A 12,400-nucleotide genomic window follows, 5' to 3' on the forward strand; every position below is an offset into this window, starting at 1 on the left:
TTAGTTTATGAAAAACACTCTCTTGCTTCATCCTCTTTGGGTACTATATATTCATGCTCTAATTTATTTCTTAAATTTCTTATCTTAGATATTAAAAATGTTGGTGCTATTTCTAATGCCTGTATAAACCGCAATTTAAAAGAAAGATTCTTCTTGTTATTTAACCCTTCTTCAAATTTATTAATTAATTCCTTTATATTCGGATAATTTGATTCATTAAAGTTCAAATAATCAAATCCTAAATATGATATCATCCAATCTACTTGACAATCAATAGCACGTTTTGAATTGCTTAATACTCCTACTAATCCTCTATTATCTAAATTATTATAGTCTTCCTTAGCAAACATCAAAAAATCTTCTGGAGTTAAATCAAACTCTACATCATCATTATAGAAAAATGCATCCTTACATATATAAAAATTACTCCAGTTAATTTTAATTTTCAATTCATCTAATCTCATAATTCTTCTCCCTATTTTAATATATTCTTATTATAAGATAATAAATATATTTATAGTACGGTTCACCATATCCTATTCTAAATCTTCATAAATTTGTTCAATAATTAACTACTTTACACTCTACATTCAACTTCCTGGTATTAATATTTCATTCCATATAATCAGCTTCATATTATTAGCCTAATGGGTATAGACATTCGCTGTGATTATTATATTTCCTTTACGGCACAATACATTTATTTATTGTAATACTGAATATAATGTTAATTATTAACGGATATTTTATCAAAACAGGATAGAGCATATAAATAACTTTTTCATGATTAACCATTTTTATTTCTTAAATTATTTAATAATCAAATATTCTACAAATATATAAAAATTACTTTGAATTCTACATTTTAGAATAAAAACCACCTATCTGTCAAAAATTTAGTTGAGATGGTTAGATGAAATTTTATTTACATTGTATGGATAATGGGTAGTAATTAAATTCTTGCCTTGTAGGTTAAGCATTGAACCAGTTGCTCAAAAGACTGAGAAACTAACCCGTCTCTTAATCATAACATCCTATTTAACATTAAATTTAACTAATTCTTCAAATTGTGGCATATCATCTGATAAGTTATTCTCCCACCATTCCTTTTGTAAAGTTCCCCCTATACCGATACCATAATAAAATGTAGGATCTAAAAATATCTTTTGTCCAGAAATTAGGTTTATTTGTACAGCATCACATATAATATCATTATCACAAATTGAAGAGATATTATACAATAACATTTCTTTAATTCTATTATCAGCCAAAGTGTCTACAAGTATTACTTCATTAATAGATGCTTTTGATGGTATCATATCTTCATCAATTTCAAATTCATGCCTCACAGAATCAGTTATGATTATCTTCATTTTAGAAAACTGTTCTACCGACTGAAACTCTATATATACATCCCCTAATGAGAAATATAAATATCTCATATTAGGATAAAACTCTGCTACACCATCTTCAATATCTACAAAACCAGATAAATAAATGTCTTCAAGTGTATTTAAATTCACTAGTTTTCTGAGCTTTTCTCTCATTTCACAAATAAACCTCCTTTTGGCAGTTTTATCTTCTATAATTAATAGTTAGAATTCACTGGACGCGTAACGTCCCAGTTATTTTTGTAATGTTTATTTATGGGTTTTAAATTTTTTCAAATAACTTTCAATTATATCGAATAATATCAGTAATAATATTACCATAAATGAATATTTAAAAGATTCAACTATATTGGAGCTAACTATAATATAATACACAATAAATAATAAAAAAAATTGTTTTAGAAATAATAATAATCTATCTAAATTAATCACTTTTTAAAACTCCTTTATAATAAAATTTTATAAGGAACTATAGGATACAGAAATCATTGTATTACTTATCTAAAGCTAGCAAGTTCGTAACCTTCGCTTCCTCACTAGTCCCACAGGGGTAAATAACATTTTATTAATAATTTGCAAATATATGCTCATAACTCCTAGGGGCCTAGCAGAACTTGGGAGCAAAGCGCAGAAGAGCTACTTGCTATCATTTTGCTACTGCCCATTATTAGCCTAATATGTATATAAATAATTGGAAATTGCTTTCACATATTGGATAGCCTATAAACTGGAACTTTCCTAGACTAAGTCTATCTTCAGATATTTCTTCAAGTTTTCTCTAATTATTATGAGATCGCTCAACTTTGATATACTTATATAATCCTCCGTCCTGCTTTCTAAGTATGAATATAACTTCAATTCACTTTTATTTCCCCATCCTTTAGTATCTCTACATTGATTTAATAATTCATGAATATCTTCAATAACTACTTGTCTATGTTTTGCTAAGTCTTTATGAGTATAATTAATTTTTTTCATAAATACTTGGTTTAAATTCTCCAAATAAATACTATTCGCATTAACATATCGTTCTGCATACTCCTCTTCATCCATATAGTTACTTATTTTATTCAATTCATCTATTTCTCTGCAGTCTATACTTTCTCTATCTATATACTCATATCCATAATTTACATATTTCATTAGATTTTTAAAACTATTAACACATTTGGCATTCTTAAAGTCAGTTTCAAATATAGGATGTAATTTATAGAATCCTCCATCAACTTTCTTACCTTTTGAAAAATCCTTGATATCATTAGTACAAATTATTAATTCTTTACTCTCACTTTCTTCTAATAACTTTAAACAACTAATCAAACTTTCAATATTATAAGCGTCCTGACTACTATTATCATTTACTCTTACTAATCTTCCTGAAATTTTTCGTTTTTCGCCACTACACATTATTATAGGTGTGAATTCTATATAATTAACATACTCTGAAGTTAGATACTCCACTAAAGCATTATAATTTCTATCCCACATTTCTTCCTTGTTTTTTCTCTCCTCTGTAATTAAGGTATTTATTTTACTTTCTATCTCTCTAACTTCTGACCATAATGTTTTAGAAGTCTCTTTAATATTTACTTGTAACCTACTTAACTCATTTTGAAAATTATGTTTAGCAGTTTTATTTTGTTTAGCCAATTCTAATATAACTATTTCAGTAACTAATAATTTTACCACTTTATCTTTTACTAGTACCTTTAATTCATCAAAATATCTACTTTCATCTGGATTAGTTAATAATTTTATATAAATATTGGTATCGATAAAAATATTTATCATACATGATCAAACCTTCCTCTGATATTTCAAATACTACTATTAATGATAAAAACTAAGCTACATTGCTGATTACTGTAGCAAATATAACAAACTTCTTGTCACACTAAGGTACCAAAAATTTCTGAGCAAGTTCGTAACCAGGACTTCCTCAGAAAATACACCAGTGCTAGTTAATAAAATGTAACTATTGTTAATTGTAGTTAATTAGCATCGCTACTCCTAGTGAGGAATACAACTGCCGAACTTGCTATTAGAATTGTTTAGAAGCTTGTAAGGATAGAAATTGCTTTATATTAAATCTAATATTTTCTATTAATATAATCCTTTGCTACACTATCCATATCACAATAAATAGTTGCTTTATTAATATTAAGTCTATTTAATTGATCTATTATATTTACCTTGCAATGAGAAGGTATTATTATATGTTTCATCTGATATTCTAAGTTCTTAAAACTAAACTCAGCAGATATTTCCTTACGTCTTTGGATTCCAAATAATGCAAATAAACCACTTTGACTAATCATTCTATCAAAATCTTTTTTCGCTTTAACTGCTACTATGTAATTATCTAAATGTTGGGGCTCAATAATAGATCTGAAAAAAGGTTTTTCACTTTTGATTTTATGAACCAGCTTACTAACACAATCAATATCATTAAATTCTATCAAAACCTTTTTATGCTCCTCCTTGTCTATTATTTGACCATATCGGTTGTATGCATAAGAATCGCTTAAATCAAAGCATGAGTAATATTCATTGTAATTAAAGTTTGAAACATCAAAGTCACTCGACATATAAGACAAGTTTGATAATAAAGTTACTGTATCACTATCATAATACTTGTAATATTTTTTATTAATGTTCAATTCAATAACATCAGCATGGTTATTACTTTTGTTTTCACAAGCAAAATATAGTGCTACCAAAGGGTTTTCAGTTATATCTAATAATCTTGTAGGAAATCCATGATGTTGTAACATAGCTAAATAATCCAACGCAGTTTTACATTCTGAAAAGAATTGTGGATAAGAGGATATAAATTCACGTATATATTCATCTTCATGTTCAAGGATTTCATTATGATTAGATCGATAGATACTTGGACTAACTTATATGTCCAATCACTATGTCCTCTATAAAAACTCTTAAATCTTTTATCCCTTTTACTTTTACAAATTATATTAATAAAATCAGTAACACTTGTAACTATTTCTACATCTAAATTTATATCGTGAACAGATGAATCAACGTACAGAATAGTATATAGTTCTTCATTAAATTCTCTAAAATATTTTTCTTTTAAGGTACATCTAGAGTTTATTAAGTCTTCTTTAATTTCTTCTTTTATATCTTCAACTAAATCGTATGGTAAATCTGAATCTATGATACAAATATTATCGTTAAGTAAATCATCTATATATTGCTTTGTATTCATTCTTCTTTCATAATCTTCTCCCAGTTCTATATAATATTGCTCTTCGCTTTTATTCATAATTCTTACTCCCTTCTATACTTAAATATATGTTATTGAGCAGAAGTGCTCCCATCTCCCCCTTTGGTTATATACATTACTTTACAAATAGAGTCTTTGTTTTAGAAGTTGCATACCTTAAAAAAATATCATTATACTAATCAATTGCTTTTTAAGTTACTAGCAAAGATATCAGGCAAAGCTACTCCAACTAAGTAAATCGTAAACAAACTTCTAATTTTTATTTGTATATCCTAAGGGATGTAAGCAAATTCGTCCATTGCATGTCCTAAAACCTTTCCTAGGAGTAAAGAAGCTTTTGAGAATTTTATGTAAATGTCTAGTAAAAATAAAATATTTACCTTCACATTATAAACATTTCCGGTCAGTTCAAACCTAAACACAAACCCTTTATAATAATATCTATAAAACTAATTTATTACCAATTTATCTATATAATTACTAATTTCATGTTGTTCACCATTATATCACAAATAATGGCTTGTTTCATAATATATAACATTATTAAATTTAGACATGAATTAAAATAACTAGCGAGAAATATAAAACCTCACTAGTTATTTTACTATATCTTGCAAAGTGCCTGACCCTTTTCTGGGGCGCATATCGACTCAATTGCTTTTATGTAATTTTCTTAATTGTATCCTCATTTTTATAAATTGCTTTAAATTTAGTCTTACGAGTTTTTTTATTAAAATTAACAACAAGTTTTTCTAACTGTTCTAACAAATCTTCTCTTGAAGTTATTTCTTTATATGACCGTGCTAATTGCTTATCTAATTCTAATTCAATTTTCTCCAAACTTACATTAGGGTTATTACATGCCTTTATACCATTAATTCTTTTATTTGAACAGTTATAGAATACTTCTCCTTTATGGGAATTTCTATGATAAACTGCTCCACAATTCCCACATATGATTTTATCCGAGAAAGTATCTATCCTGTGTTTTTTTCCTTTTGGCGTTTGTACTGACACTTTGGAATTTCGAATTTTTTGACACTTTTCATATAATTCTTTACTTATTATCAAGGGAATTTTTTCTGACACTTCACTATCCATGTTAAGTTTTTTATTTAATCCACAATATTTTTCTTCCTCTAATATTCTACTTACAATAACTTTTGAGAAGTCTTTCTCTATCCTAGTTTTGATTTCTTTATCTCTTAATTCCTTTAGAATTTTCCTTATTCCATAATTTTTAGAATATAAACTAAAAATTAATTTAACAACTTTAGCTTCTTTTTCATTGATCTCAAGTTTATTTTCTGATTTTATATAATTATAACCATATAATCTAGAATTTTTATGTACTTTTTTACCCGACCTCACACTTTTAAGCGATTCATGATTCTGATTTTTATTATTATTCATTTTAACCAATAATCTCCTTAACTCTCCCAACAATTCCACTTTCAAGCATAACTTTAATACCATGATGGTGCTGAGGAGACTTTGTAAGAATTCTCTTCACTATACCTTCAGTAAGTTTACCACTTCTTTGATCTTGTTTTTGCACAACCATTACAGTTGCTCCAATTTTGATATTATTTCTTATTGTTCCATCCATTATTCTACCCTCTCAAATCTTTTAAATGTTTTACCATCTCTAATAATCATTTCATTCCACATACTAGCTGTTCTTACCCATATACCATAATCTCCGTACAAAGTGAGAATCCATTGTAAGATTTAATTAACATGTTCCAAAATCTCTGGCATCAGCGAGTTATGTATTATTTTAGTTAAAGTTGTTTTTCAGAACAAAATTAATAGTTAACTAGAATCTCTTCTGCTTAATTCTACCATAGAGACAAACAAATTCAATCATTAATTATCAATTTGTTGAGTTTGTAATAAATCTAAAAACCATGATCAATAATTTCAATTGATTCCTTGTTGTTATACAACTCATAAACAGTATCTTCCCAATACCATTGAGAATCAAATAAACTTTCTACTGATTCATCACTATCTACAGATAACACTATGTGTTCTGAAATAATTTGTTTACTGCGATTTCCATAAGTTTTATATAAGTTATCTAATACATAAAACTCTTTACCTGTACATTTACTTAGCGATTCTGGTAATTGAACCCTAATTTTAAATTCATTTTCACTTCTACTATAATCAATTACTTCTATATTAAAATACATAGTCAATTCTTTATTATGTCTACCAAGGGTAATCTCCGAGTCAACTATACCCATAGAATTTAATCCATCCCTCATTAACCAATGATAATTAGTTCTTGTCACATCTATTAACAAATTCATTGCTGGGACTAGAATATTAACAATTACTATAAAATTTAATATTTTGCTTTTAAAGGTGAATCTCTCCAATCTAAGAATACCTCTTATCCCAATTATGAATAGTACTATTGGGATAATTCGACTAATAGTTATCACACAATTATTACGTTTTATTGGTATTATAATGTATTGAACTATTGAACATGAATCATGAGGAAGCTTGTATGATATCAATACAGCTATAAATATAATTCCTATATATTTAAATAACTTTTTACTTTCTGTACTCATTATAGTCTCTTTCTCCTATCTTTTACTTAAATCCTTTAAATGTCTTTTTAGTCATAAGAAACTCCGGGTAGAATAAATTCCCAGATATAAATGAAAGCACCGTACAATCCACTACTGAATAATACGGTATTCCAAAAAATTATTAAGAATTTTTATCTTATTATGTACTTATATTACAAATAGATTTTAGGTTCCTTTATACCTTTATTTTTCATTGTTAATACTTTTGAAACTAGAAATCTAGGTTTATAAATAATTTTCCTAGCATTGTTAGGACAACTTTTAACACAACAGAAGCAACGTAGACATTGCTCTTCATCTATTTCTAAAGTTTCCTTGTCTATAACACTCATAGGACATAGTTCTACACATACATTGCAGTGACTACATTTACTCATATCTACAAAAGGTGTTTTTGTAATTAATTTAGCACTGTTTTTAGGTGCTATTTTTGCCATTAATGATAGTTTCTCTTGAGAGATTTTAAGTGAAATATCCTTTAGATTATTTACATTTTGTATTTTTTTCATTATGCTTTTCCCAAATTCTACGGCTTTATTTAAATCATCATTGTTAGGACGATTTTTGGCAATAGGCACTTCATCTGTGGAAAATGAATGTTCCCCTATAAATGAGCCCGCTGCTACCAACTTAAAACCTAACATTTGAGTTATATAATCAAGTTCATTTAAAACAATACCATCACTAATATTTCCATAAACACCAACAAGTACAACTGGCTTTTCATTAACTTTTAAGTTGGTTAAAAACGGATATACTACTTCAGGAATTTTTTCCTCATAAACAGGCACTCCAATTAAGACTATGTCTCCATCAATTAAAGATGCACTAGTCTCTCTTACTTTAGGTAAGGTTAAATCAATTATTTTATTGTTAACTATTCCCATTCCTTTTACAATTGAATTAATAATCTTTTTAGTTGTACCTGTTGGCGAAAAATATATTGTTGTTACTGAACTAATTAACATAGTTATTCTCCCTCACATTTATCAAATATAATTCCCATATATTATTTTACAATTTCAACTTAACTCATATGGAAATTATAACAGATTTCTCATATTTCTACATCACTATATTTCTACAATAGTAATTTTCATTTTTTAATACCTTATTATTCAGTTGCCCTTTTGTTCATGCCATTGCTTTCTCAAAATTTTTCCATAAGGATGTGATACATCCTGATTCTCAACAATAATCAGTTTGTTCTCTTCAATCATCTTATCTATACGCAAAGCATACCAACTATCACTAACACCCAAATCGTAATTTGCCATAATCTCGCCAATTAAACGAGCCATAAGAAAATCATTGTCAGGAATATTTTTAGTAATAATGTAATCATAATAATCTTCGGGAACAGAAATCAACTTTCCGTTTACAACAGCTCTTAATGGGGCGTTTTCCCTTACCAAGTCACACCAACGGTTACTAAACATTCGTTTTTCAGATTGAGTTAATTGTCTTTCTAAAGGCAAGAATTGATAAAATTTCCCTGGCTCCATTTGCCCCCAGTTGCTATAAGTAACAATTTCATTCTCAGATACTTGGTTATACTCCGGTAATGAAACAACGCTTATTTCACAATCAACATTTCTTAATACATTGCAAATGAAGTAAAATCCGCAAGTCGAATATGGAGTGTTGCTCTTCCAAATTCGTATTGGAGTGCCGTTGATTGTAGCAGACAAAAGTTTTTCCATATCCTTGCGCTGATTATGAAAAAATTGTTCCTGTTCATTATCGTAAAAATTAAATCTTCCACATATTTTCTGAAAAACATTTTGACGCTCAATGCCATCAAATTCACCGGATATATCCCCAATATCCAATGCAAATCCTATATAAACTACATCTTGTGAATCTCCGCCAACAGCCTGACCTTCAAAGTGTTTCTTTAATTCAGCTTTAGATGGCTTTTTTCCAATATATCCGATAGCTCCACAAAGCATACATTTTTCATCATAATTTTTTGCTATTTTCATAGAACCTTTTGTGCTATCACTAAATACAACTTCAAGCATTGTTTTACCCCCTAATATGTAAATAACCTTTGTTACGTAATATTTTACAGTTTAGACTAAATCTTATTGAAATTATAACATATTATTATATTTCTACATTCAGCTTACCATAAATATAAAATAAAACTTAGATCAGTAAAGTATTGAAAAAAAAACTAATACCCATTATAATATAATTGATAATATCAACTATATTATAATGGATGTGATAAGATGAATGAAACTAAACGAATAAGAAAAGAACTTCGTATAATAGTTAGAGAGTTAGGACTATTAAATTACAATAGTCTTAATTCGGGGATGACATTGGTACAAGCTCATATATTAAATTATCTAGTTAAAAATGGAGAAACATCCCTAAATGAACTTCTAATACAATTAGGGTGTGATAAAGCATCATTAAGTAGAACAATACATACTTTAGAATCAAAAAACTACATTATAACTGAAAAAATGGAATCTGATAAGAGAATGAAGAAAGTCAGCTTAACTCCATTTGGAAAAAAAGCAATTGAAAATGGGGAGCGTAATGCAGATAGTTATATAGATAGTATTTTAAGTTCGGATACTGGGGATTTAGATAAAATTATTGATGCACTAGAATCCTTTCGTATACTTATTACAAAAAAAAGTATTATGAATGATGACAGAAAAATAATATTCGAAAAATTATCTTCAAATTATTATGAATCAGCAATGAATTTAGTTATGGATATTTTTAATAAAGAACAAAATATACCTAAAGAACTTATCCCTATTTCACAAAAATATTTGCCTATGTGGTGGTGTATAAGAATAGGAGAAGATATTATCGGAGTAGTGGCATGTTGGATTGAAAATGATATGTACCATCTTGGGAGAATTGCCATAGATAAGAAATTCCGAAAACTTGGAATTGGAAAGAAAATAATAATTAATTCAGTGGAAGCAATTTTTAGACTAGGTGGAGAAGAAATATATCTTGAAGCAAGAGATATAACTGTAAAAATTCTTCAGAAAATTGGGGGTGAAATTGTAGCCGATTCAGTTGATTTTTATGGGGAACCTGTGACGCCAGTTATATTAAAAAAATCACATTATATTAATAAAGTATGAATTACCTACCGCTTATGACGGTAGGTATTCTCTCACAATATTAACACATACCGTACATCTCATTTAACTCATATAACCTTCTTGAAAAATTGTTACACATTGATACAAACCTTAATACATTATTATCATACAGCTACTTTGCGAAAAACATATTACAATATAAATTTTTCTCTACAAAGTATCTAAAATAATATTAAAGAAGGTAAAAATGAGTACTCTAAATCCAGAAAAACTTTCAGTAGATTTTCAAGGCGTTACTCCTACAACCCCTATTATACCTAGACGATATACCCTTACCCATTCGGATATAACCGCTGAGCTTTTTCTAACCATAGGATTAAAATATGCCTATGATAAAATTAACCAAATGAGAGATGAAGTTCTTGGTGAGTGGGTTAGAATAGGTGAAAACTACTTTTACTATGTAAACTTATATGTAGATGGTCACTTAGGTCCTACTGTAACAGCTATACGAAATGCAATATTTATAAGAGAACTACCCCTTGCTCTTCAAGCTATAAGATATGGCGATGATAAATTCTTTAGTGTTTATCCTGAATTAGATAATGCTCCAATATTAGTTAACTTTAATTCAATAAATCCTTATTTCAACAGAATAGAAAATTGGGGAACTTTTTCAGATTATAATATAAATAAATCAACCACCTAAAAATATAACTTTAATTTCTAATAACTCAATATGAGCTCTTAGAAATTAAAGTTATATTTTAGTGCTAGATGGTAAACCGCAAGTATTTCCTGTCAGCATGCTATCTATATATCCTCTTTTTTTATCTAATTCTACATGAGCTATTCCTTCTGAAAAACCAAACGCTTTATCGAATTTTCACAAGGAACAGTTGAGTCAATACACAGTAATTGTGATTAGTTCCCTTTGTCATATTTATTTAATATTTTTTCTGGAATATGACAATAATCATTTGGACATCTAGCCAACCTATTTTGATGTTCTTCTGCACTTCTGATGTAATTTGTAAGAGGTAATACTTCAACAACTATATTATCACTATCACTTCTCTTACTTATAAACGCCTTCGCATCTTCCAAATGTTTAGAATCTTCACTATACACTCCTGTTCTGTATTTCTTACCAACATCCTGTCCTTGTTTGTTCAAACTATATGGATCAATTATTTCAAAGAAATATTCCATTAATTGCTCAATAGTTACAACCCTTGGATCAAATTTTGTTTTTACACATTCAGCATAGCCATCATAGTCACTCTCAAGTGAATTATTTGTTCCATTCGCTCTTCCCGCTTCTGTAAACTTAACACCAGGTAAAGTTTTTATAAAAGCTTGTACTCCCCATAGACATCCACCAGCAAAATATACTACTTCCATATTGTTCCTCCTATTTGGTAAAAATATAGCTAAATTAATAATACCTTAATTCTAAGGCAATTTAAAGTAGAAAAACCGCTATTATTTATGATACGTTTGACCATATTCTATTCTAAATCTTCATAAATTTATTCAATAATTAACTACTTCATTCTCTACATTCAACTTCTTGGTATTACTTCATGCAAAAATCCAGTATTGAGTTAAACCTTCAATACTGGATTTCTTAATACTTCTATTCACTTTTAACTTTAAAGAGTTGTTAATTTTTTTTATTATTTGATAACTGCTAGAACTTCAATTTCAACAAGTGCATCTTTAGGTAATCTTGCAACCTGTACAGCACTTCTAGCTGGATAATTTTCAGTAAAGAACTCTTTGTATACATCATTCATAGCTACAAAGTTATTCATATCACTTAAGAATACAGTAGTCTTCACAACATTTCCCATGCTTGTTCCTGCTTCTTCAAGAATCGCTTTTACATTTTGAAGGGATGTTTTAGTTTGCATATCAATTGTTTCTGGCATTACACCATTCTCATCCATTGGAAGTTGTCCTGAAGTATATATCATATTATTTATTATTATTCCTTGAGAATATGGTCCGATTGCTGCTGGTGCTTTTTCTGTATTAACTATTTTTTTCATATTAAATTCCTCCACTCTT

15 protein-coding genes are annotated in these 12,400 nt (G+C 28.2%); 2 read left to right on the plus strand and 13 right to left on the minus strand.

Annotated features, from left to right (window positions below; all coding sequences use genetic code 11):
• Nucleotides 1-5: 5 nt before the first annotated feature.
• The 11 genes from ACQ3F0_RS02195 to ACQ3F0_RS02245 form a co-directional block, all read right to left on the minus strand.
• Nucleotides 6-464, minus strand: coding sequence for a hypothetical protein (locus tag ACQ3F0_RS02195; RefSeq protein WP_428863387.1), 459 nt, complete (start codon nt 462-464; stop codon nt 6-8).
• Nucleotides 465-1,034: 570 nt separating this feature from the next.
• Complete coding sequence (locus tag ACQ3F0_RS02200) at nt 1,035-1,547, minus strand: hypothetical protein (RefSeq protein ID WP_428863388.1); 513 nt, start codon at nt 1,545-1,547, stop codon at nt 1,035-1,037.
• 582 nt (nt 1,548-2,129) lie between these two features.
• Nucleotides 2,130-3,182, minus strand: coding sequence for a PIN domain-containing protein (locus tag ACQ3F0_RS02205; RefSeq protein ID WP_428863389.1), 1,053 nt, complete (start codon nt 3,180-3,182; stop codon nt 2,130-2,132).
• A 299-nt stretch (nt 3,183-3,481) separates the two neighbouring features.
• Nucleotides 3,482-4,282 carry an FRG domain-containing protein gene (locus ACQ3F0_RS02210; RefSeq protein ID WP_428863719.1) on the minus strand — a complete coding sequence of 267 codons (801 nt, stop codon included), beginning with the start codon at nt 4,280-4,282 and terminating at the stop codon, nt 3,482-3,484.
• Complete coding sequence (locus ACQ3F0_RS02215; RefSeq protein WP_428863390.1) at nt 4,168-4,677, minus strand: hypothetical protein; 510 nt, start codon at nt 4,675-4,677, stop codon at nt 4,168-4,170. Before ACQ3F0_RS02215 ends, ACQ3F0_RS02210 begins: the two co-directional genes overlap by 115 nt.
• 621 nt (nt 4,678-5,298) lie before the next feature.
• Complete coding sequence (locus ACQ3F0_RS02220) at nt 5,299-6,051, minus strand: recombinase family protein (RefSeq protein WP_428863391.1); 753 nt, start codon at nt 6,049-6,051, stop codon at nt 5,299-5,301.
• Between the two features lies 1 nt (nt 6,052).
• Entirely contained in the window at nt 6,053-6,247 is a 195-nt protein-coding gene (locus ACQ3F0_RS02225) for a YwbE family protein (protein WP_428863392.1), read from the minus strand.
• On the minus strand, nt 6,247-6,348 hold the full coding sequence (locus tag ACQ3F0_RS02230) for a DUF1653 domain-containing protein (RefSeq protein ID WP_428863393.1): 102 nt from the start codon (nt 6,346-6,348) through the stop codon (nt 6,247-6,249). The genes ACQ3F0_RS02225 and ACQ3F0_RS02230 overlap by 1 nt, the downstream gene beginning before the upstream one ends.
• 191 nt (nt 6,349-6,539) lie before the next feature.
• Nucleotides 6,540-7,226 carry a hypothetical protein gene (locus tag ACQ3F0_RS02235; protein ID WP_428863394.1) on the minus strand — a complete coding sequence of 229 codons (687 nt, stop codon included), beginning with the start codon at nt 7,224-7,226 and terminating at the stop codon, nt 6,540-6,542.
• 173 nt (nt 7,227-7,399) lie between these two features.
• Entirely contained in the window at nt 7,400-8,215 is an 816-nt protein-coding gene (locus ACQ3F0_RS02240) for an EFR1 family ferrodoxin (RefSeq protein WP_428863395.1), read from the minus strand.
• A 150-nt stretch (nt 8,216-8,365) separates the two neighbouring features.
• On the minus strand, nt 8,366-9,271 hold the full coding sequence (locus tag ACQ3F0_RS02245; RefSeq protein WP_428863396.1) for a DUF3658 domain-containing protein: 906 nt from the start codon (nt 9,269-9,271) through the stop codon (nt 8,366-8,368).
• A 213-nt stretch (nt 9,272-9,484) separates the two neighbouring features.
• Here ACQ3F0_RS02245 and ACQ3F0_RS02250 point away from each other — a divergent pair, with 213 nt between their 5' ends.
• A complete protein-coding gene (locus ACQ3F0_RS02250; protein ID WP_428863397.1) occupies nt 9,485-10,366 on the plus strand; it encodes a GNAT family N-acetyltransferase in 882 nt (293 codons plus the stop codon).
• Nucleotides 10,367-10,574: 208 nt separating this feature from the next.
• On the plus strand, nt 10,575-11,036 hold the full coding sequence (locus tag ACQ3F0_RS02255) for a staygreen family protein (protein ID WP_428863398.1): 462 nt from the start codon (nt 10,575-10,577) through the stop codon (nt 11,034-11,036).
• Nucleotides 11,037-11,251: 215 nt separating this feature from the next.
• Here ACQ3F0_RS02255 and ACQ3F0_RS02260 read toward each other — a convergent pair whose 3' ends face one another.
• On the minus strand, nt 11,252-11,731 hold the full coding sequence (locus tag ACQ3F0_RS02260; RefSeq protein WP_428863399.1) for a peptide-methionine (S)-S-oxide reductase: 480 nt from the start codon (nt 11,729-11,731) through the stop codon (nt 11,252-11,254).
• 275 nt (nt 11,732-12,006) lie between these two features.
• Complete coding sequence (locus ACQ3F0_RS02265; RefSeq protein ID WP_428863400.1) at nt 12,007-12,381, minus strand: RidA family protein; 375 nt, start codon at nt 12,379-12,381, stop codon at nt 12,007-12,009.
• Nucleotides 12,382-12,400 lie beyond the last annotated feature (19 nt).

The sequence above is a fragment of the Clostridium sediminicola genome, assembly GCF_050402865.1.
GTDB lineage: Bacteria > Bacillota > Clostridia > Clostridiales > Clostridiaceae > Clostridium_AF > Clostridium_AF sediminicola.